At 61.1% G+C, this 22,030-nt stretch carries 17 protein-coding genes; 1 reads left to right on the top strand and 16 read right to left on the bottom strand.

What is annotated here, in order from left to right:
- Positions 1–8: 8 nt before the first annotated feature.
- The 15 genes from VIO10_RS00665 to VIO10_RS00595 form a co-directional block, all read right to left on the bottom strand.
- Entirely contained in the window at positions 9–1,106 is a 1,098-nt protein-coding gene (locus tag VIO10_RS00665; RefSeq protein ID WP_331957959.1) for a CgeB family protein, read from the bottom strand.
- 44 nt (positions 1,107–1,150) lie between these two features.
- Positions 1,151–2,110: a hypothetical protein gene (locus VIO10_RS00660; protein ID WP_331957958.1), complete on the bottom strand. Its 960-nt coding sequence runs from the start codon at positions 2,108–2,110 to the stop codon at positions 1,151–1,153.
- Entirely contained in the window at positions 2,107–3,300 is a 1,194-nt protein-coding gene (locus tag VIO10_RS00655) for a glycosyltransferase family 4 protein (RefSeq protein ID WP_331957957.1), read from the bottom strand. The genes VIO10_RS00660 and VIO10_RS00655 overlap by 4 nt, the downstream gene beginning before the upstream one ends.
- Complete coding sequence (locus tag VIO10_RS00650; RefSeq protein WP_331957956.1) at positions 3,261–4,346, bottom strand: glycosyltransferase family 4 protein; 1,086 nt, start codon at positions 4,344–4,346, stop codon at positions 3,261–3,263. The genes VIO10_RS00655 and VIO10_RS00650 overlap by 40 nt, the downstream gene beginning before the upstream one ends.
- Before the next feature lie 143 nt (positions 4,347–4,489).
- Entirely contained in the window at positions 4,490–4,819 is a 330-nt protein-coding gene (locus tag VIO10_RS16150; protein ID WP_349259207.1) for a glycosyltransferase, read from the bottom strand.
- A gap of 28 nt (positions 4,820–4,847) precedes the next feature.
- A complete protein-coding gene (locus VIO10_RS00640; RefSeq protein WP_331957954.1) occupies positions 4,848–5,966 on the bottom strand; it encodes a hypothetical protein in 1,119 nt (372 codons plus the stop codon).
- Positions 5,967–6,233: 267 nt separating this feature from the next.
- On the bottom strand, positions 6,234–7,448 hold the full coding sequence (locus VIO10_RS00635) for a glycosyltransferase family 4 protein (RefSeq protein ID WP_331957953.1): 1,215 nt from the start codon (positions 7,446–7,448) through the stop codon (positions 6,234–6,236).
- Between the two features lies 1 nt (position 7,449).
- Positions 7,450–8,652, bottom strand: a complete 1,203-nt coding sequence (locus tag VIO10_RS00630) for a glycosyltransferase family 9 protein (protein ID WP_331957952.1) — start codon at positions 8,650–8,652, stop codon at positions 7,450–7,452.
- Positions 8,653–8,739: 87 nt separating this feature from the next.
- Positions 8,740–9,801 carry a Wzz/FepE/Etk N-terminal domain-containing protein gene (locus VIO10_RS00625; protein ID WP_331957951.1) on the bottom strand — a complete coding sequence of 354 codons (1,062 nt, stop codon included), beginning with the start codon at positions 9,799–9,801 and terminating at the stop codon, positions 8,740–8,742.
- 29 nt (positions 9,802–9,830) lie between these two features.
- Positions 9,831–11,384: a capsule assembly Wzi family protein gene (locus VIO10_RS00620; RefSeq protein ID WP_331957950.1), complete on the bottom strand. Its 1,554-nt coding sequence runs from the start codon at positions 11,382–11,384 to the stop codon at positions 9,831–9,833.
- Between the two features lie 1,336 nt (positions 11,385–12,720).
- Complete coding sequence (locus tag VIO10_RS00615) at positions 12,721–12,846, bottom strand: hypothetical protein (RefSeq protein ID WP_331957949.1); 126 nt, start codon at positions 12,844–12,846, stop codon at positions 12,721–12,723.
- A 39-nt stretch (positions 12,847–12,885) separates the two neighbouring features.
- Positions 12,886–14,928, bottom strand: coding sequence for an SLBB domain-containing protein (locus VIO10_RS00610; RefSeq protein ID WP_331957947.1), 2,043 nt, complete (start codon positions 14,926–14,928; stop codon positions 12,886–12,888).
- Between the two features lie 409 nt (positions 14,929–15,337).
- Positions 15,338–15,904 (bottom strand): hypothetical protein, encoded by a 567-nt coding sequence (locus tag VIO10_RS00605; protein WP_331957945.1) that lies wholly within the window; start codon positions 15,902–15,904, stop codon positions 15,338–15,340.
- 3 nt (positions 15,905–15,907) lie between these two features.
- Positions 15,908–16,423, bottom strand: coding sequence for a transcription termination/antitermination protein NusG (gene nusG / locus VIO10_RS00600; RefSeq protein WP_331957943.1), 516 nt, complete (start codon positions 16,421–16,423; stop codon positions 15,908–15,910).
- A gap of 142 nt (positions 16,424–16,565) precedes the next feature.
- Complete coding sequence (locus tag VIO10_RS00595) at positions 16,566–18,437, bottom strand: hypothetical protein (RefSeq protein ID WP_331957941.1); 1,872 nt, start codon at positions 18,435–18,437, stop codon at positions 16,566–16,568.
- Between the two features lie 955 nt (positions 18,438–19,392).
- Here VIO10_RS00595 and VIO10_RS00590 point away from each other — a divergent pair.
- Positions 19,393–20,847 carry a hypothetical protein gene (locus VIO10_RS00590; protein WP_331957939.1) on the top strand — a complete coding sequence of 485 codons (1,455 nt, stop codon included), beginning with the start codon at positions 19,393–19,395 and terminating at the stop codon, positions 20,845–20,847.
- Positions 20,848–21,241: 394 nt separating this feature from the next.
- On the opposite strand, the gene VIO10_RS00585 is transcribed toward VIO10_RS00590, so the two are convergent.
- Positions 21,242–21,823 (bottom strand): DUF3501 family protein, encoded by a 582-nt coding sequence (locus VIO10_RS00585; RefSeq protein WP_331957937.1) that lies wholly within the window; start codon positions 21,821–21,823, stop codon positions 21,242–21,244.
- Between the last annotated feature and the right edge of the window lie 207 nt (positions 21,824–22,030).

Below are 22,030 nucleotides of genomic sequence, written 5' to 3'. Positions count from 1 at the left end.
TCAAGGCTTCAGCCATTCGATTCGATTTCATTAGTTTGCGCGGCGCCAACCGTCGCCGGCGTCCGCAACCCTTTTACCGATCGCGCAGCCTGGATAATTTCCGCCAGCCGATCGCCGTAGGTATGCCGCCCCTGCGTGATTTTGCGATGGCCCGCGGCGGCAATCCTGACTCGATCTTCATCGCGCCCGAGATAAATCCGGACCTTGTCGATGAGTTCATCGGGCGAGTTGAAAAACGCCGCTTCCTTGTCTTCGGAAAATAATTCATCGTGGGTGGCGGATCTCTCCGTGAGCATGAAGCCGCCGCACGCGGGAATTTCAAAGGTGCGCATCACGTGATCGTCCCGATTCGCACGCCTCACCAGGTTGACCGATATTTTTGCGCCGCCGACCGCGAGACGGAAATCGCGCCCGGTTGCGTTTCCGCGCCAATATGGGCGCAGCTTCGGATAGCGATTCCAGTAGCCGCCGTGCAGATGCAGCCGAAGCTTAGGGATCGCGCGGACGATCGTCTCGAAGTATGGAGCGCGGTCATCGTCCCCGCCGCCGATGAATGTCACGTCAGAATCGAAGCGCATCCGCTCGTCATCGCTCGCGGGCGCCTCGGGAAAATGGACCTGCGGCTTGTATCCGAAGCGGACGTAGGCGACGTTGGCACATCCCGCGCGCCGCGCGTCGTCCATTATCGCGCGCTTGGTGCATACGTAGAGATCGTAGAGCGCGATCGATTCAACCAGGTCGCGGGTGCTGTTGGCCGGATTGAAGGGATCGTCGGTGGCCCAGTTGACCATCGATGCTCCCGTCGCGGCGCGAACCGCGGCCAGCGTGGCGGGAGCGAAATAGGCGCCCTTGCCGATCAGCACGAGATCGGGGTGCAAGCGCCGCGCCTCGGCGATGAGTGCGGCGTTGAGCGCGCGATAACCGGATGGGCGGCCGGCAAGACGCCGCACGATTCGCCCCGCGATCGAGCGTTGCGGGCGGCGGTACCTGGCTTCATCGAAAAACGAGAACTCGCATTCGCCGCGCTCCGCCATCGCCGCGAGCACCTCCAGAAAGTGCGCGCTGGTGGGCAGAAAGTCGCTGGTCTCAGTGTAAAGGATTCGCACGCAGTCTCCGATTTCCAAAAGAGCAAATAAACGGAATCTTCAATTCACCAGTACGAACCGTTTTCATGAAGGCGGTAATTTCGCGGCCGCTCGTCTTCGGACGGGCGCGTCCACGCGTCATTCACGAACGCGCCGATTTCCGGATTGGATACCCATCGCCCGCCCATAATCCCGAATAGCAACTGCGTCGCTCCGCCCAGATGAATCCCGAAGGCGCCCAACGACTTCGCATGGATCGCCAGCGGTATCGACCATGCGCCCGCACCTATAATCGCCACATCGAACGGACGGGCGCCGAGCTGCGCTTTCAACGCTTCCAGCCCGGTGAACCAGTCGGGATATTCCGGCTGGTCGATAATCCCCGCAGGCTGCGGGCATCGCACGATGCGGAGATCGAACGCGGGCAGCACTTCGGGCTTGGCCGCCCAAATCTTTTCCCGCCGCTGATATTGAGCCTGGATCGACTTCTCGAACGGGCTTACTACCACGACCCGTTTACCTGCCAACTGCGCGCTCCACGGCCGCTCATGGTAATATGGCTCAAGCGCAGAAAGCTCGCACAGCGTTGCGCCGGGAGCATAGCGCCGGCGGGCGGCGGCCTCGCCGAAATTGAACCACACGGCAAGCAGGTCAATACCTTCGAGCGTTTCCAGGTAGCAGCGGCAAAAACGCGACAGCGTCGGGGAATCGGGCGGATAGATGCCGGCGGTGACATGCGCCCACCATGCATAGTGGCCGAAATTGTGGCAGAGGCCGCCGCCGTCGCGCCGGCGCAGGTAAACTCGTGAGACCTTGATCTCGGTCGCGCCAATTTTGCCCGCCGCGCCGCCGTGATGGATCATCGCAGCCAATCGGTCATTGCCCTGCTCAGCACTGAGTATAGTCTCGCCCAGAAATTTCATGCGCTCGAGCAGAAACCGATGCCGCGCGACCGGCCGAATCAGGGCTTTGGCGCGCGGGATGATTTGTTCACGCATCATGCGGTTCATCAGTTGCTCTTTCACCGCCCGGCGCCTGCGCGTGCGGCGAGCGCGGCCTGATACATCGCCGCCATCCGCTCGCCGTAGCTGTTCCATCCGCCCAGCGCGCGCACCCGGGCAAGAGCGGCGGCGCCCATCGCGTCGCGGACCTCGGGATGCTCATACAGAAAGACGATCTTGTCGGCAATCGCGGCCCCGTCGCGGATCGGAACGATGAACCCTTCGACTCCGTCGCTGAACAGATCCTCGGCTCCGGTGTTGGTCGTCGCGATCACCGGAACGCCGCAGGCCATCGCTTGCGCCATGACCAACCCGAAGCCGTCCTCGATTGACGGGAGGACCAGCACAGACGCCTGCGAATAATGCTCGGCGAGTTCGGCACGGGGGAGCACGCCCAGATGGCGCAGGGGCATATCACACTTGGCGAGGACGCGCGCCGCGTCCTTATCGACGTCTCCAATCAGCACCAGGTCGAGCGCCCCAATCGCAGCGCGCTTTACCGCCTCGAGCAGGTAAGCGATTCCCTTGCGAATCGAAATCGAACCGACAAACAGCACGCGGAAGACGGCGTCGCGCTTGGGCATCGGATGGAACATCGAGAGATCGACGCCGTAGGGATTAAGCCGCAGCTTTTCGCGCGGCACGCCTTTCTCGACGAACGATCGGAGCGAGAAGCCGGACGGCACGCTGATCAGGTCGCAGAATTCGTACTCGGCAAGCTCGCGCTCGACGATGCGCGCGTCGGTCCCGCGATACGGAATATCGAAGCGGGCATATTCCTCGCGCAGAATCTCATTTTGAAACGTGATATGCGATGACCCCCGATCGCATACCGTAAGCGCGCCGTGCCGCGCGCGCGCCGCGCGATGGCTCTGCAATCCGAAGCTGGATAGGCAATGGAACACCTCGCAGGGCGCGAGCCGCGCGGCCATCCAGCGATCGAACGTCTCGATCGCGGCGAGGTTCAGGCGCTCGCGCAGTCCCGGCAATCCGAATCGTCCCGCGAGCGTGGCTGGTCCCATCAGCCATGGAAAGGTACTCACTTTCGCGGCGGGCAGTCCATCCACCTTGAAGCGCGGATAGGCGGTGTAGAGGCGGGTCAGATGGCCGAGGCGTTCCATCTGGCGCGCCAGATCGAAGGCGTGAAACCGGCCGGCGCTGGCTACGCAGATCTTCACGATGCCGGCGGCGCCTGCCGCTGGGCGCGATCGCACGCCGGGGCCTGGCTGCCTTTCGTCACGCCGCTCAATTCGAAAATGCGCTCGAGCGCCGGCTCAAAGACGCGCTCGTAGTTATATTGTTCCTCGAATGCGCGCCGCGCCGCGCGACTCATCGCGACGTATCGCTCGCGGTCCGCGAAGATCGAGGTAATCGCGCGCGCGATCGATCCTGGATCTTCGACGTCGGCATACGTCACCCAATCCGCATCGCCCAGGAAGTCGCGGTAGCTCTCGCGATCCGGCACTACCACCGGCAATCCCATCGCCGCGTATTCGAACAGCTTGTTGCTCGCCGATCCCATGTATTCCAGGCTCTTTGTCACTGGCTTGTAAAGCGACAGCCCCACCGACGCGCGAGATGCATGCGCGGGGACCTCATCATGAGCTATCCATCCGTCCAGGCTGATTCGTTCCGCCACCCCAAGCTCGCGCGCGAGCGCGTTGAAGCTCGCCGCGAATTCGGGGCGAAAACTGCCAATCACTAGCAGTCCAATCCCGCCGTCCGTCATCGCGATCGCGCGCAACGCTTCCAGATGGCCGTTATCGGCGCCTACAGAACCGACGTAAACCACTTCCCGCGCGCGATATCTCATCGCGATCGTCTCGTTCCAATCCGCGGGCCCGGTAAAGTAATTACGATCGGGACAATTCGGCACGATTATCGGCGCGCGCGACTCTCCTGCAGTCATCAGCCAGTGGCGGGCGCGATACTTTTCCGGAAACACTACTGCATCCGCCGACTTGGTACCTGTTAATGCCGCCTTTACGACCCACGTTTGCAGCGAGGTCCACGAAAGACTCGCCGTCTCCGGCAACTCGTGGAGATGAAATATCAGCGGCGTCGATCTCCCGCCCGCTCGCCCGACCATGCTCGCGACAAACGCGTGCGGATCGTACGAATAGACAATCGCCGGCTGCATCTGCTTGATCAGCGCGCGGGTGCGAGCGGTGAATTTCGCATATTCGATCAGCTTTGCACGGGCGCTCGCCGCCTCTTTTTCGCGCGGCGATGCGTACCCGCCCAGTCGCTCGATAGTCACATCGGCCGGCCATTCTTGAACCGGCTTATCCATGTTCCGGCAAAGGATATGTATTCTGAAATAGCCACTTAGTATGCGGACTGCATACACCGTCGGCGGATAATAATCCGGATTCGCGTATATCGTGATAAGCAACCGGGGCTTCACTTGCGGCTCATTGCGGGCGATCCGGCAAGCCGTGTTCCGGCGGACCCGACAGGCTGCGCCGCAGCCCCGGCGAAAGCATCGGCGACGCGATGCGCATCCTCAACACCAATTGGTTGCTCAGACATGCAGCCCGGCGCTTGGCGATCTTTGAGCGCCGGTTCGGCGCAAGATCGCATGCGGTTGCCCCCTGCCCGCACGGTGGCGGTCGCGTCAGTCGATCCGTCGTTGACGACTATCACTTCGATCTCGCCGTCAAATTCCTGCGCCAGCGCGCTTTCGATCGCGCGCGCGACCGTACGCTCGCCGTTGAAGACGGGAATTATCACCGAGACGGCTGACTGGTTTGTTGCAATCTCAATTCCGCGCAGCGCGGGGCTCGCTAATTCCGGGCGCGATAGTTGCGGGGTCGGCGCAGATGCCGGGTCGGACGAGCGAGGCGAGATTGGCCCATCCCACGCCCGCTATGGTCGCGAGGAATGGGATCGCAGGCACGCGATAGCGCGGATCGAATACGTCTAAATATGGCGAGGCCGCGAGCAACAGAAGAAGCGCGATTCCGAGCAAAATCCATAGTTGGTCATCGCTCCGGTAAATCCACATCGCTCGCGCGACCCCGATCCAGATAAAGCAGAGCAATGCCGCCTCGAGCGCCATCGAGCCGATCTTAACCACCTGGAATGCCGGCCCACCGCCATTCACCATCTTCGCAAGCCCGACGGCCGGCTCGTGAGGCTCGAAAGCGAGACGGAGAAATCCGATAGCAGTCACTTCGGCAGTCGCGATTGGGTGGCTCGCGATCACGTCAATGCTTCGCGATAGCATGAGATGCGCCACCTGTGGAGACGTCTCAACCGCCCAAGATATCTCGTCGTGCGGCGAGAGCTGATGCGCCTTGGCAATCAGGTCCGCATGGTCACCAAATGCCGCGCTTTCGACGGCATGCGCCGCGGCGCGCTGTGCCTCGATGAGTGGAACGCCGGTGACCAGCGAGACGACCGCAGGAACCGTGTACGAGTAGAGGTTCATTGGTCCCTCAATCGTCAGTGCGAACACACCGGCAACGCGATAGTTGCGCGCTGCCCATGCTCCGATGATCACCAGCGCCAGGCAGAGGACACCTGCAGCTCGAATCCATCGGCGCGAGAGCAGAAATGATACCGGGGCAAGGATCAGCAACGGCTCCGCAACCGGCCGCACGAGGGCTGCAGCGCCGTACAAAAGTCCAGCAGCGAGGGCATGGTTGCATAGCGACCCAAAGACCGCGCCCGCGAGAACGAGTTGAAAAAGCGGCTCGGTCAGCAGCTCCTTGGTCACGGTGATCGTCGGCGGATCGAACGCCACAATCGCGGCGGCTATGATCGCGGCTACCGCGCCATATTGTCTTTTGGTAAAGGCCGCCACAACGCCGCACACGGCCGCACCGAAAACCGCCTGAACAAAAATCGCGAGGCGATAGTGATTGAGAAAAGGCACGAGAAACAGTGGGTATCCAGGCGTTCTCAGAACCTCCGGAGCACCGCAACCATTTGCCATAGCGGCGAAGCCGCACCCGTCCCGGATGCCGTGGGCAAGCGCAAGGTACCCGATCGAATCTGTAGCAACCGCCCAGTCCGACCCGGAGCGCAGCAGCCACGCTGCGCGAACAACCAGCGCCGCAAGTACTATTGAAGCGAGTACCCGATCGGCTCGAGCGCAACGCGGCCATATGGAAAGAAGCCGTCGTGAGTTCATGCACGTACCTTATGCTGCCAACTGTCTGCGACCGGTCACGGCGGCGAGCGCGGCGAGCAAGCCGTCTCGATCCGCATCGAAACCAAGCTGCGCGACTTTTTCCAGAGAGCGCGCGCCCATCGCGGCGCGATGCTCGGGGTTGTCGATCAACTTTCGCAGCCTGTCCGCGAGTGCCGCGACGTCGCGCGCCGGAAACACGAATCCATTGACGCCGTCCTCGACCAAATCCGGCCCCGCGCCGACGCGATCGCTCACCACGACCGGCTTGCCCGCGTTCATCACCTCGTTGATCACCAGCCCCCACGGCTCGCGCTCGGAGGGGAGCACGAATACGTCGCAAAGGTCGTACAAGGCGGGAAGCTCGGATTGGTTCCTGAAGCCGATGAAGCGGATCGAGTCCCACTTCAGAGAGCGCGCGCGGCGTTCGAGCTGGGCCCGCTCCTCGCCGTCGCCGGCGAAGACCAGGCAGGCCGCGGGCTCGGCGGCTGGGCCGGGCGACATGCGCGCGTAGGCCTCGAGCAGGTCGCCGGCGCGCTTGTGCGGCTGCATCTTGGAAGCGAACAGAATCACCGCGCGCCCCGGATGCAATCCAAGCTCGGCGCGCAGCCGTTCGCGGCGCGGCCGCGCTTGCTCCGCCGCGGCGCGAAAAAATTCGTTGTCCACCGCGTAAGGCATCGGGAAAATTCGGCCCGCTTCGACGCCGTAATGAAGATAGTAATCGCGATTGAGGCGCCCGATCGCGAGCATGCCGTCGATGGTCCGCAGCAGCGCCGGCATCGCGATGCGCTTGAGGCCCAGCTTCAGCGCGTGATCGGTCTCGTCAAGCAGATTCGAGTCGCCGCGCAGCATTACCGGGATGCCCAGCGACTTCGCCGCCGCGATTCCTGCCAGACATCCGCGATGCGCGTAGCCGTGCACCCACAACGCGTCGAATCGCCCGCGTCGAAGCCTCGCGCGCAGACCGAACGTCCACGGCCGCCAGAACGAAAGCTCGTTTCCCGAACCCAGGCGCGGCAGAAAATCATGGCGGTAGCCGTCGAGCAGCGGCACGTCCCATTTCACGCTCACGCCAAAGCCCGAATCGCGATAGGCGTGGATCGAGAGATCGCTCAGGAAAAAAACCGTCAGATCGATCCCCGGATGCGCCGCCAGATGACGGAACAGCGGCGCCTGGTACTGGATCGGATGACTGACCAGGCACGCAACGCGGTAGCTGCCATCCATCTCAGGCCACGTGCGGTCTGACCGGCGCGGTTCCCGATTCTTTGGAATTCGCCCGATGCGCGAGCACGCGCGCCGCCGCCGCGATCACTTCATCGACGCCGATCGCCTTGATGCATTTGTTGTCGTACGGGCAGGCATCGAGAAAGCAGGTGTGGCACTCGACCTCCTTCAACAGCACTTCGTGGTGCGACCCATGCGGCCACCACATACCTGGAAATTCGCGGCGCGTGAAGAGCGAGACGCATGGCGTGCCGACGGCCGCGGCAAGATGCTGCACGCCGGAGTCGTTGCAAATCAGCATCGCACAGCGCGCAAGCAGCTCGCACGATTCGCGAACCGTGGTCTTGCCCGCCAGGCTCGCTGCGCCGCGGCCGATCGAATTTGCGATCCGCTCGCACAGCGGCGCGTCGGATCTGCCACCGAGAACGACGATCCGGCAGCCACGCGCAGCCAGATTGTTCCCAACCTCGATGAACCGATCGGCAGGCCATCGATTCGGTTCCGCCTTCGCCCCGGGCGCGAAGGCAATCATCAGTTCGGCGGCCGACACTCCTGCTTGATCGAGCAGTGCGGTCACCCTGAGCCGATTCGAGTCGCTGAGCTCGAGCGGAAAATCGCCGTCGCATCCCGCGAACCCTCCCGCTCGGACAATCTCGAGCAACCGCTCCACTTCGTCGGGGAAGTCGATAAACCTGGACTGCGCCGGCGCAAAAAACCTGGGTTCGTATCGCCAGCCGAAGCCCCATCGCGCACCGGCCGATCGCGCCACCGTCAGATTGCGAAATAGCGTGGCCAGCGGCGCCGCGACCGCCGGCAACTCGATCCATACGTCGAACTGGCGCGCGCGCAACCGGCGCATCAACTCGAGCCGACCCCGCACGGTCGCAATATCTTCGGCGTGATACACGACGATCTCATCGATCCAGCTCACGCCCTCGAGCAGCTGGCGCGCGCCGACCGAGCCCGCCTTGCCCGGTGAGGTCACCAGCGTGAGATGCGCCGCCGGATAGGCGCGCCGAATCGCATGCATCGCGGGGATCGCACACGCGGTGTCGCCGATATTTCCGATCCGATAGATGCACACGCGCTTCGCATCGAGCGGTCGCCGCCTCGGCCACAGGCATTTTGCCGCGCCGCTCAGAATCGCGTTGGCAGATGCGCGCAGCGCCTGGGCCGCGCGGGCTTGCTGTCTGGCCAGCGGCATTTGAGTTGGATGCGTCCGCCCGGTTGTCAACTAAAGTAGGGGGAAATCCCGCAGAGCGGCGAATGGATGGAGAAGCGCGGTGCGGCGTCAAGCCTTGGGGCGAAGATTGCGGACAAAGCGGGGATGCAATGTCTCGCTATCGTCGGGGTGTGGCGAGGGGTCGTCAAGCGTCGTTGCGGGCTCGTCCGGCGCTTGATTCATGCCTTCGAACTGCGCTTTGGCGCGGCGAATGAAATCCGACCCGAGAATCCATGTGCAAACGAGCGCGAAGGTGATCGAGGCTGCCAGGACGGCGTTGTTGCGCGCTTTGGGCGCGAAATAATTGTCGGGCACGACCGGAGGTTCGACGACCTTGAAGGCGAAGTCGGATTGCACCTGCGCGAGTTTCTCGCGCTGAATCTGCCGCGCCATCAGCTCGTAGAGTTGAGTCTGCAAAAGCGCGTCGGAAGTTTTCCGGACCTCATCCTGCAGGGAAGCGGCCGCGCTGGCGCCGGCTTGCACTTCCTCGTTGCGAAGCTTGTCGCGCAGGCTGTCGAGGTAAAATCCGAGCACGCGTTGAGCTTCGGCAGGCGACGGATCCAGGAAATACAGGGTCAGATTGCCGCTCTTGAAGTCGTATTCGGTGCTGAATCGATCCGCAATCTTTGTATGAATCAACCACTTCGTCACGGTCGGCGCATTCTTGCTTCGAACGCCGATGATGTTGTGCTCGAGATGATATTTGCTGACGAGGTCGGTCGTGAACGCATAGCTGTTCATGATCGCCGTATAGCGCTGCGCCAGAGTGACCGTGTCGGCGCCGCCGCCGCCAAGCAGCGACGCGATTCCTCCTCCCAATCCATCAACCATGTCACCTGCCGTTCCTGTCCCCATCGAAAGGCCCTCTTCGGGCGGCACTGGTGTGACGGTGGCCTGCGCGCGATACCACTTCACCGTCAGGAATTTTGTGTACAACCCGTAGCCGAGGCCGATTCCTATGGTGAGGGCTGCAATCAGGATCCATCGCGCACGCAGCAGATCGATGTAATGGAGAAGCTGCAGCGTTGCGTATTGCGCCTCTGTGAGATGAGCGGGCGCGCCAGCGCCGGCAGCGCAAGCGCTTGCGCCCGCCGACGAAGTCGAATGCCCGTCGCTGCCTGAAGGATCCATAAAAGTTGCCGGAGTCCGGCGGTTCCCGTTTAGCGCCAGACCAGGCCGCCCCAAGAGGGCGTGAACGCGAAACTGATCTGGAGAAGAGCGCGGAAAGAGTTGGCGTTGGTGTAGTTGATATCGCTCACGTATTCGATTCCCGCGCGCGCCTTCATCTCGCCGAGCGAATCTGCGAGCGGCCCGATTTCGAGCGGCAGATGGAGAAAGTCAAACGCGACGCCGTAACCGGTCTCCGTGTTGCGTACCAGCGGTAGGAACGACGGCGCTACGATGGCCTGACCACGAGTATAGAAAGTGTCCACGCCGATGCGCGACTGAAAATTGACCCATCGATCGATCTCGAAATTGACCTGCCATGCGCCCGGCCCGAGCGAACTGCCCATCAGCGCGTTCTCGTAGGACCAGTACAGCGAGTCGTTGTGGATCGAATACTCTTTGTCGGTCAGCGCGTATTCGAATCGCGCAGTGGTGCGCCCGTCGAGGGTGACCTGTGGAACATAGATTCCGGCAGTGTACGACGGTCCCTTGAACGGGAACTTTAAGGCGATGCTCTTGCCGAACGGCAGGAAATAATCTTCGGCCAGTACCTCGCCATAGACTTGGCTATTGCGCAGCCGCGGGACGTACGCCTTGGCGAACATACCGAAGCGCGTGTTGGTATTGGCAACCTGTGAATTCCCCGTCGAAAGACCGGTCAGGTCGCCAAGAAATCCCATCGAACTGTAATTGTCGTTGCCGCTGCCGCCGAACATGATCGTGTGATCGATGCCCCATTCCAGGAACGGCAGCGTCCTGAAGGTAATCACCTGGCCGGAGAGCCACGGCCGCGAGAACGTCCGTCCCGCGTTGAGCTGGCCCAGGAACGCTTGATACCGATACAGCCCCAGATAACGCAGAATGCCGGGCAGATGACCCGGATGAATATTCTGGATGCGCAAGGCCGGGAACGGCTGCGCGTTATTGGACTGCGAAAGTTGGTTGTAGTGCGAGACCCCCCATGACATCTCCTCCTGCCCGAAGGAGATCGCCGTGTTGCCCAGACTGACGACGACCGCGCCCGTCAACAGTTGCGCGCGACTTGCCTGGCTCGGACTGTCGGTCAGCGGACCCGCCAGCGCGCCTTCGCCGTAGCCGGTGACGAAGCCGCCAATCCCGGCCCATCCCGACCACCGAAGTACTTCATTGCTCCCCTGGTCGGTGGGGAGGTTGTCGTTGTTCGGCAGCAGCGGGGTTCCTTCCTGGTAGTCGAGTCCACTGGCCCCGGTCTTGACCGATTGCCGCTTGCCCTCCGACAAAACGTACTGGCCCTCGACGCGATCGACCGGGTGGAACATCGTGGGCAGGTTGTCTTCGTGGTCCTGCTCGACCCATTGCACTTCTTCGGGCAACTGCAGCCGCAGCGCATTGATGCAACTGCGTGCGAGTTCGCTCTGATTCTGCATTTCGGACAGCTTCGACTCGGCCTCGACCGCGATGCGCGCCGCCTCGACGCGGGTGATGGGCTGGATTTCCGAAATATAGCTGTCGGCGAGTCCCAGGTCGTTCAGCGTACCCAGCTCGTCATAGATCGAGCGCCAGCACACGTTTCAGGGTCTTCGCCTCCTCAGAGGGCGCGCAAACCCCCAAATTTGAATAAAGTATCCTATCGCCTTCGTGAGCGGGGGGCGCACCTCGTCAGCAGCGTGGCATTTATACCATTCAACTGCCTACCTGACCACAAATGAGCGACGGGTTCGGCAGATTAGAGGTTTTTAGGCGGGCGTGCTAACCCGGGCCAACATCTTTAAAGCCTAGTCACTGATTGTGTGCTCATGTAAACTTTATGTGTTTATGCGGACGTTTGGTCACTTGCGGCACATTACTCAGAAACTACCTGTAGCGCTTCACGCTAATAAGTATGATAGGGTCCGGTCCCCAGTTAGAAACTTGGACCATTGGCTTCAGGAGCCGTCTGGCTGATATGGGCAGAGTCAGCCGAAATATTCGACCGCAGAAAGCAAGACTCCCTTCATCGGAGGAGCTTCGCCGGTTCGGCACGAATGGGCTTTTAGCCTTGATTCATGACGCGGTCGGTCACATCATCACTCCAATCCACAGCCTTCCGAAGGCGATACCTATTATCGAACAAATCGCGAACACGTTGATTACAGAACAGACGCTTCTAAAGGAAATCTTGGCCGTTCAGAAAGCCGCGGCGCAGGAGCCGCTCCCGATCTTCCGTCCGGTCGCGCCTCCTGCTAGGAAGACGCCAATGGCCCGTACTACCGCATTAACGCCTTGTCCGAACTGCGGAGCGGGAATCCTTCCCGTGCTGAGAAAACTCAAGCAGCGGCGAAAGGCTGCTCGTCCGCCTTAACGTGCGGCCGGTCTTCAAATCACTGCGGCCCATATCGCCTGCTTGGAAAATGGGGCACTGGTTCAGTTTCGATGAAGGGGATGAACTATTCAGCCTGCCCCCGCCGGATTTCGCGTGCTATGCGTACGCTATGGTCAACCGCCAGGATATCCCGTACTCGCCCGGCTCACCCGAAATCGGGCGACACCGGCCTGCGGCAGAAATAATTTCTGACGGAACAAAGCTACGCCTGGAACGGAGCCGTCCCGAAACCACCACCAATGGTATGAATTGCCCTTTTCGGCCGTAATCGATCAATCAGATTCGCGCCCGTCGCAGTCTGAGCTTCGCGGCGGAGACGCGTGCTGTTGACCTTCGCTGCCCGCGTGACCGCCCGCAACCAGTTGCGCGATCTCGGGCGCCAGCTCAGTTTGTCGGGTAGGCAAACTGAACCAGTACCGAAAATGGGCAACAGTCACCGAGCGCCGCCCTGGCAAAGCCTTACCGGAAATTCATTCCGAGCTGAGGAAAACGCGCATCAAGCCGCGCGACGCTGCTGCGCTCGCCCCTTGGGCCGTCCGCTTTCATCGCCAATTGGACCAAGAAGTCAGACCCAGCATTTGCCACGCCGCCAGCGCCAGCATTCCCATGATCGCGAGCGTTACCACGCACGCCCTCATTTCCGCCATCAGCCAATGATTCCTGTTCACCGTGTTTCCCCCGGCTTTGCTTAGTTTAATGTTTGCGCTTCAGCCGCTGACGACCTGGGTGCGCGCGAGTTCGGCCGCTTTCTGATATGCGTCATCCTTGAGACCGCCCGCCAGGTAAAGCAGGTCGCTCACGTGCATGCCCTGGCTCATCACGTAGTAGCCGGGATTGCGCACCTCGCCGAAGACCTGCACGGTCGGCAGATACTTCATTTGCGATTCGCTGAACACGGTCAGCTCGTCTTCCTGGTTGAGCGTGCTGAGATTCTGCGGCCCGCTGATATTGGCCGACAGCGCTTCACCGAGATCGACCGGCACCAGCCGCACCGTCTTTGCCTTGCCCTCTTTGCGGCGAATCAGCGCGTATTTGAAAAAGGTATGCGGCGCGACCCCTTCGGCGAGTTCCACCAAGTCGGCGACCCGCATTCCCTGATGCCATTCGAACTTGCCCGGGCGATTGACGCTGCCGCGTACAATCACGACGTCCTGCTGGGCAGGCAGCACCGGGTAAATCTTGATCAGATCGCCGTCGCGGATGTCGAAGCGCTGCGAGCGCAGCTCGTTCAAATCAACGTCGAGCGCGATTCGCTTCTGATGATCGGCGACCCGTTCGACCTGCACCCGCTGCGAGTAGCCGAACGCGCTGATTCCGCCGCCGAGCTTGATGACCGAGTCGAGCGGCTCGCCGGAGCGCCCGAGCTCGTAGATGGCGGGCCGCTTCACGTCGCCGATCATTCCAACCACCGGCCCGATGACCGGCACAAAGATCACATCGCCGGGCTGCAGCTGCTCGTCGCCCTGCTCATTGCCGGCGAGCAGCAAGCTGTACAGATCGATCGTGCGCACGAGCTGATTGCCGCGCCGAAGTTCGACCTTGCGCAGGCTGCCTATTTTGGTGATTCCTCCGGCCGCGCCGAGCGCGTTCGATACGTGCGACAACGCGCTCACGGTATAGGCGCCGGGCTGCTCGACCTCGCCAACGACGAACACCTGGATGGTCTTGAGCTTGCCCATCGTGACGTCGACTTTGACTCCGGTGATTTGTCCGGCGTGACCCTCGATCAGCTGCTTGGTCTGCGCGAAGGTCAAGCCCGCCACCTGCAGCGGACCGATCTCGGGAATACTCACCGAGCCTTCCCGGCCGACGGTCAGATTCAGCGTGTTGTTGATTCGCCCCCACATCAGCATCTTGAGCTGGTCGCCGGGACCGATCACGTAGTCGTCGCTGACTTGAACGTTGGCGACCGGAGCGAAGGTCGAAACGCGCGAGGCAAACAGCGAGTAGCCGAATTGCTGCAGATTGCGCGTGCTCGGCGCGGCGGGCGCGGCAGCGGAATCGAGCGAGCGGAATTGCGATTCAACCGATGATACCGGCTGACTCGGATTTGCCCCCGACGCCGCCGTCCCCATCTGCCGCCCGGGCGACGCTGTCTCGTCCGATCCGTCCTGCCCCGCAAGCCCCGTGCAACTTCTCAGCTGTGCCATCTGCTGGTCGGTGAAGCTCAGGCCGAGCGATTTTGCGATTCCGGCAACGTCACCGGCGCCCAGCTGTTTCGCCGCAAAATGGAGACATAGCTCCTGCATGTCGTCAGAACTGAGACCGCCCGACGCCATTTCGCTTTTCAAGCTGCCGAGCTCGTCGGGCGAAATTCCAAGCTGCTGGATGACCGCAGCCATCGATTGCTTATTGATCGTATTGGCGAAGCCCTGCGCGCCACGCATCGCCGACGCACCGCCGGAAAGATTAGACGGGCCCGCTTGGGCGGGCTGGTCGGAACCGCCGTCGTTATCTGAATTCGTACACGACGGCAGGCCGGAGTTGGCCGCGTTCGGGTCACCCGGCTCGACGCATCCGCGGCTCACCGCGTTGCTCACTGCGCCCTGCGGGGAATCGCTGTTGGCGCCGTCGTCCTGCGCGCTTGCCGCGCTGCTGGAGCCGCCCAGGCCCCCGGCGCCGCCGAGCGCTGCGCCGCCGGAATCGCCGATTTGTGCGTGCGCGAGGGAAGAGAATAAGGAACCCAGCGCGAGTAGAACGATCAGACTTCGTAGCGTTGTGAGAACTGCATGTTTATTAGTACTACGCATGGTATGACTCCCCGCGGCTCGCGCGACCACCTCGGATGCCAGCTAAAGTCTGAGCCTCGCCATGATAGCTAAATTTCCGCTTAAAGAAAGGGCCAAAGCTGGTCATGGGCAGACAAGCAGCGTTTTGATTTGCGTACCATTTGGGCACGCGTCCGCCATCCCATGCTGTCAGGCTTGGGCATCATTCGCCAAAATTGAGCGACCGCCGTCCAGATTCCCAACCGCAGCCCGCGACCCTACGCGACTCTGCAGTAATCGAATTTGGTTAGTTTATTACCGTCGAGAACTCCGAAGACGCGTTATAACACGCTAATGAAACGAACGTCAAGCGCTTTCATCCTCACAAGCACGATAACGAGCGTGTCTGATGCGCGTACGCGATAGCCCTGCCCTTGCGCACAATCTGCGGCTACGGGCTGTCCAGTGCTTCGTTTTCTGCAGCGTCTTGCTTCAGTGGGCCGCCGCCCGGCCCCAACACTGCGACGAATCGCTTGGGACCGTCATAGATGACGCGTTCGCCGTGCGGAAGCTGCCAGAACGCCCGCGTGTCGGCAGGAGCGCTGCCCTTGGAGCTGTTTTGCTCGCTCGGCGGACCGACCGCTTGGACCAGCTTATCGAGCACCTTGCCACTCGAATCAGGCGTGAACCACGCCATTACGAGCTGCATGCCCGAATAGCTCGTGAACTCGTACTTCACCTGCTCGTAGCGGATTGAACCGACCTCGATATTGTCTATTCGGTAGGTATCGGCGCCGTAGGGCGCCGTCTCCATCGCCCCGGATGGAAACTTGTTCTGCACGCGATACAGCGAATCGCCGAATCGCACATCCAGAAACGACGTCAGGTTGGGCTGTCCCGCGAGCCCCAGCATTTTGGGCATCGCCAATCCCGGCGAACTCGTGGAACATGCCGCGCACGCGAGCGTCATGCTCACCAGCATTGCGCGGATAATTGTGAGTGCCCCCGCCGACCGCATCTATCAGCTATCTTTGGCGACCGCCGAGGCTGAGAGCACGACGCGCAGCCCCCCGGATTCGACGGCACTGAGCAGAATCGCGACTCGTTCCGCGCCGGAAAGATAACGCTGGAAAATCGCCTCGAATCCACGGAACGGACCGTCAACCACAACCACCCGCTCTCCGCTGCCGAATGGTTTGTCGGCTATTTCGATCACGTCGTCCACGCCGCGGCGGCGAATCTCCGACACTATCGCCGCGGGCACCGCCAGCGGATCGATTCCCGCCGACACAATCGCGCGCACCCCGGCCATATATTTTACCTCGAAGTACTGGCGCTGAAGATCGAACCTCGCGAACACGTAGCATGGAAACAGCGGAGCTATCGACACCGCCATCCGTCCCCATCGCGGCGCCTTCGCTTTGAGCATCGGCAGAAACACCTCCGGCACTGCGTTGGCGAGTTGATCGCGGACCCAGCGCTCCTTGCCGGTCTTCGTGCGAACCAGGTACCAGTCTGTCTGTGGATTGTCGTCCATCGCGATATGCGCGGCCGGCGTGGCAGATGAAGCCGAAAAAACCCGGTCGCAGGCCACTCGACGCAGCGATGTCCTCATCCTGCCGGAAAAAAGAAAGCGGCTGTAGCATATGCCACAGCCGCCCGATCAGTCCAATCGACTTCTAGATTTCGTAGGTGAAGGTGAACTCCAGCTCGTTGAAACGCTGCTCGCGGCTCAGCAGGTACGGATCGGTGAAGCGCCCGCTGCGTCCGATGAACCACTCAGCATTCAACCCGAGCAGAATGTTTCGTGAATACCGGTAAACGTTGGTGGTCGACAGCTCGCCGACGTTGTCGTCGATATCCCACAGGATCACGTTGCCGGCCGTCAACTGCCCGTTCATCAGCCAGTTCGTTGCCGACAGGAACGCGATGTTGCTGATCTCACGGTCCTTGCCGGCCGAGGTTAGGATGGTCGTCGCATCCATCGGGCGATCCGGCTGCCACGTCAGCGTGTACTGAGCCGTCAGGAACGTGTGCTGCTTCGATAGCCAGGGGATGTACGTCGGACGGTCGCCCGCGATAATCCAGCGGGTAAGCTGGGTCCAGGCCGATCCCGTCGGGCTGACGAAAGTCGGAACGCCCACCGCGTGATCCGGCTGGTACAAAATGTCATAGCGGTACACGATGTCGGTCAGGTCTTTATCGTAATAGGTTCCCGTCATGCCGAAAAAACTGTTGCGCCTATAGTTGACCTCGGAAAGGACCTCAAACATACCGCCCACGGGCACACCCGCATGAGGCCGGTGGGTAAAAATCCCGGGGGCTATGAAGTCGCCCGGGAAGGCACCGCCAAGGCCAACCGCGCCCGGCTCGCCCACCGCGGCCGGCCCGCAGTTCGTGCAATTCGAAGGGCGTGCATCGCGGTATTCGTACAAGTAGATGAAGCTGGCCTGGAGTCCGTTGCCAATCGGCAGCAGGGTCGAATAACGTGCTCCGAACTCGCTGTTTTCCAGGGAGTTTGATGGCCTCCTGCCCAGAGTCTTCAGCACAACGTCGTAATATTGATACGTTTGGCGCCCGCCAATCTTGGGGCCGAAGGGCAGCGCGATCATCGACTGTGCGGAGTTCCATCCAATGGTGTTGGGCACCTGATTGACGTTTACCATCTGCCCGTTCTGGTTGATGTTAAACGGAAACGGGCTGTCAAGCCCCGAGCCACAAACATGGCAGCCACCGAACAGTGCGGCCGGAACAGCCCACGGGTTGCGCGGGTCTGTTTGGGTGTTAATCCCAGCGCCCTGGAAGTCGCCGGGGATGACGAAGGCCTCAATCTCGTTGTTGGCGGTCTTCAAGAAATCCGGCAGGATGTAGTTCAGCTTGATCATCCGCACGTTTGTGCGCACGTCTTCGAGCGACTCTGCGCCGTAAACTCCGTGCCATGACGCATTGACCGGGTTGGTGACTTCGGTTCCTGACAGCGCGTCGGCTTCCGTCCAGATGACCTGCTGCTTGCCGATACGTGCTGAGAAGTTGTCGGTAAAGTTCAACTGCGCATAATACTCGCGCAGATCGTCCTTGAAGTACTGCTGTTGCAGCGCGCTGCCTCCTTGCGCTGAGTACGGGATCACGTCCGTGTTCGGCCTCTGCCGGCCATCGTTCTTTAACGAACCGTATGAGTCGTACCAGGGCCGGTAGTACGCGAAGAAGTCCGCATCTTTGATTAGCAGCGTGTCGAAGCGGCCGAGGAACTTGTAGTTCTTGATCATGTGGTAATCGGGCCGCACGTCTGCAAGGTTGCGCTGCTCGACCAGATCCCAATGATTGAAATCGAAACTGCCGCCCGTCATCCCGAACGATTGCCCGGGCATCGCGTACCTCTGGGTGCCCGAATTAACATACCTCGTCGGCGTCGAGTCGATGCTCGAGCTGCCTTCGCCCCAGCGACCCGCATCGCGAGTTTCGAAAAACCCAAAGACTGAAAAATCACCCTGTGTGATCGTCGCCATTGCGACCGATGTCCATAGCGTCCCGACCGTTGCCACGGCGGCCACCAATAGACTCCGCCACCGCGTTCCGCCGAATCCCTGATTCCCGTTCTGCATAGTCACCCCCAAGCTGGAGCCCTCGTGGTTACGACTCCTCGCCCGATTGTCCACCAGGCAAGCGTCAGACACTCATTCCCCGTTCGCGCGCAAGAATCTACGAACGCGGCTTAGGTATCATTCCCCCCCATGCCTTGTCAAGAAGGGTGCATGCGCCGGTAATGCGTTGGCAACCGTCCGTTAAGCGCCGCGTGATATTGGCGATTCCCGATTCGGTCGTTTCAATTTGATACGGGGCGGAGCGCACAGCGAAACCGCTTTATTTTTATTTTCCTCTCCTGCCAGGGAGAGGACGAAGTGAGAGTCCGATTACCGCGCGCCCTGTTTCCTCTTCTCAATACTGGCCTCCCGTGCCCACGGGTGTCTTTTCTTAACGGTGGGTGCAGGGGTCACCCCTGCCCCGTGCCCACGGGCGCGCGCGATTCAGGGTTCTGCTGCCGGGGAAATATCAGCCGAGCAGAGTCTTGAGCCCGCTTCGTGGGCCCTTATACCGGGCGGCAGTTGCGATCCCCCCGGGCAAATGAATAAAGTTCCGTCTTGATTGGACGCAATTCGCACGCTTGATTCTGGATTGACCGTCAACTGCGATCATGAACAAAGAGTTACGTCGCACTTGAATTTGTCGTCTGATCAGTGTAGGTACGACGACCGAATGCGCGTCCGGGGCGATTTCCGGAACTTGGCGGGGCCTGCGTTGGCTCCGCGGGGAGAGGAGAACGAACTGACGGCCGCGCGGGTTTTCTAGGCTGATTGGGTCAGCAGACGGGACACCGATTCGACTCGGCGGGGGTTAGAAACAATGACGCATGGAAGGATGCAGGCGATGACTCAAGGCAGGGATGGGATCTCATTGGCGCACCCACGGGCGCTGAAGCTTATGGGGGTCGCTCGGCGGCTTTCGCTCGTGGCCGTGGTGTTCGCCGTCGCTGCGCTCGTCGCGGGGACAGCGGGCACCAGCTACGCGAAATCTAAGAAAAAGACTAACATCTCCATGGCCAACGTTCTGGAAGACACGGTCGTTGTGTCCAGTTATGGCGCTGTTTTCGACGGCAGCCTCGAGACATTCGCCGCCGGTTCGAGGCACAATGCCAGGCCTGAATTTTGGATCAGAGGCCCGGCCACGCTTTTGGGCGCCAGCACCGGTGCGGCTGGCGACTCAGTGAGCTCGGTGGACGATCACATCGCGGTGGCGATACCGATCGACTTTTTCGATATTACCGGCTGCGGTCCTTTTGGCGAGCCCGCGACCGCTCCCGCCTATGGCACCGGTTTGGTCGAGCTCTTCGGGCCACAGTCGACCGGCAACTCAGCGCCGGAAAATATAATTTGCTCACCGAATTTCGCGTTCGGTGCTCCCAACACTACCGGCGTCTTCTATCCCCAGGGCGTGGCGTTTGAAAGCCCCTACGATGGGGTCAATCCCGGGCACGATGTCGTGGCGGTTGCGAATCAGTTCCCCGTTGTAGGCGGCTCTCCTGACTGCCCTTGGAATCCCAACCCTACACTTACCTGCAATCAGGCCGCCTGCGCGCCTGCGCCCTCGAACATTGAACCTACCAAGCATCACCCCGGAGTGTGCGGGGCGGGGCCGATCGCGCCCGGCACGGGCTTGGGCACGATTACCATGTATGATAGATCGACGTTGGCTGCTTACCCCGCCTACAGCAGCGAGGTTGCACCCTTGGGCAACTGGACGGTGGACGCGATCAACCCGTTCAGCCTACACCCCTACACGCAGAACGCCACCATCGGCGGATGCTTCAGTCTCTTGGCGGGCCCGGCAGGCCTCACGTTTGACGAATCTGGCTACCTGTTCGTCGTGAACAACGCCGGCGCCGACGCCTTCGACCTCTCGTGTGCCCCTCGGTACGTAACCGTGTATGCTCCTGGCTCGTCCGGCGACGCATATCCGACTTCCCTAATGGGTTTGTTCGGTGCGACTGCGGGCACATTGCAACAACCGATAGCTGCTGCGGTCGACCAGGATGACGACGTGTACGTGACAGACTACGGCGATAACAGCATCAAAATCTTCTATCCGTTCACGAATTTCAATACCGCTACCTTCTTCTTCGAAGGCCAGCTGGAAGGCGTGATTCAAGGCAGACACACGAAACTCAATGTTCCGGAGGGCATCGCGATCGACGCGGCCGACAACGCGCTGTACGTCGTAAACGCCGGCAACAATTCGCTGCTGATGTTTACCGATTTTCCTACGACCGGCGGCGATATTCCCCCGACGCTGATCGTTTCAGGACCGCACGCAAAAATGAACTTGCCGGTCGGCGTTGCCCTGTCGGCGTTCACGCCCACGCCGGTACCTACCGGCTCGTCCACAGTTAGCGCCACCCGGGACTAACTCTTACCGAAACCACGAAACAGCGAACACCGAATCCGGAATGCCGGATTCGGTGTTCGTCTTTGTGCACTATGCCGGCGTCGGCCATGGCATCCTGACTTGGGCGAGGTAAATTCCCCCTTACCCTTCTAACAGGCCGTCAGGCCGCATCTTTGTTTTAACATTGGGTGCAGGGGTCACCCCTACCCGCGGCCTCTTCCATCGTGCAGTCGCGAAAGGATGCGCTGCGCAGATTTTCGCGTCTTCTCACTGCGGGTGCAGGGGCCGCAGCCCCTGCCGCCCACCGCGCAGGTGATTCTTCCTTCATGCCGCCGCCAACGGCGGGCGGCCTTAATACTGGGTGCAGGGGTCACCCCTGCCGGAACCCACGGTGGGTTCCGCATTCAATCTCCCGCTAGCGCAGATCCTCCGCCAGCGACGCCGCCAGCAGTCCGCCGATCGCGCCGCGTGCCGCCAGGCTCGGGTGATCCGCCTCCACCGCTGCCTCGCCCTTGCCGGCGAGTTCAAGCAACCGGGCCGCGTCCACGCCCTCCATGTTGAACCTGACAAATTGGACCGCGCTGATTTTTTCGCCTGACATCTGACGATCGTCGAATCTCGCCGCGATCCTTTGCGCTCCCGCCTTCAGCCACAAGTGGCGTTCCAGTCCGACCAGCCGGATCAAAGCGGCGTCGCGTTCCTGCGCCTCGGCGTATTCGATCAACAGCGTCGCGGCAATTTCGCCCGCGGCCGGAAGCAATTCGTTGTAAGTGTCGATTTCGTGCGCAATCGCTTCGCGCTCCGTCATTTTCTCGGCCCTGATCATTTCTTCGATCTGGTACCACGCAGTCTGCGCGTTTTCGAACAGCAGCGTCAGATGCGATCCGACATGGAGCCGGCGCCGTTCCTTCTCATGAATAAACAGGGGGCGCAGCCGCTCGCGCACCCGTTGGTAATCGGCCAGCGGAAGTATTTCGTCGAAAGCGATCGTCTTCAATCGTCATTCTCCTTGCGCCGAGAGCTTTGCGTAACCTGTTCGAGTCTTTTCTTAGCACCGCGTGCAGGGGCCGCAGCCCCTGGCCGTGGCGACGGCAGCGCAGCATTAAGTCGTTGCACGGTCCGCGCCCGCCATCGGGCAGGGCTGAGCCCTGCCGCGGGCTCTTCTATAGTGTAGTCGCGAAAAGATGCGCTGCGCAGATTTTCG

Source organism: Candidatus Binatus sp. (genome assembly GCF_036567905.1).
GTDB lineage: Bacteria > Desulfobacterota > Binatia > Binatales > Binataceae > Binatus.
Note: the sequence above shows the minus strand (reverse complement) of the source record. Positions and strands in the feature narration are given on the sequence as shown.

Coding starts and splice junctions, on each gene's coding strand:
- VIO10_RS00635 (WP_331957953.1), bottom strand. CDS start 7,448: ATGGATGGCAGCTACCGCGTTGCGTGCCTGGTCAGTCATCCGATCCAG.
- VIO10_RS00630 (WP_331957952.1), bottom strand. CDS start 8,652: ATGCCGCTGGCCAGACAGCAAGCCCGCGCGGCCCAGGCGCTGCGCGCA.
- VIO10_RS00625 (WP_331957951.1), bottom strand. CDS start 9,801: ATGGATCCTTCAGGCAGCGACGGGCATTCGACTTCGTCGGCGGGCGCA.
- VIO10_RS00610 (WP_331957947.1), bottom strand. CDS start 14,928: ATGCGTAGTACTAATAAACATGCAGTTCTCACAACGCTACGAAGTCTG.
- VIO10_RS00605 (WP_331957945.1), bottom strand. CDS start 15,904: ATGCGGTCGGCGGGGGCACTCACAATTATCCGCGCAATGCTGGTGAGC.
- nusG (WP_331957943.1), bottom strand. CDS start 16,423: ATGGACGACAATCCACAGACAGACTGGTACCTGGTTCGCACGAAGACC.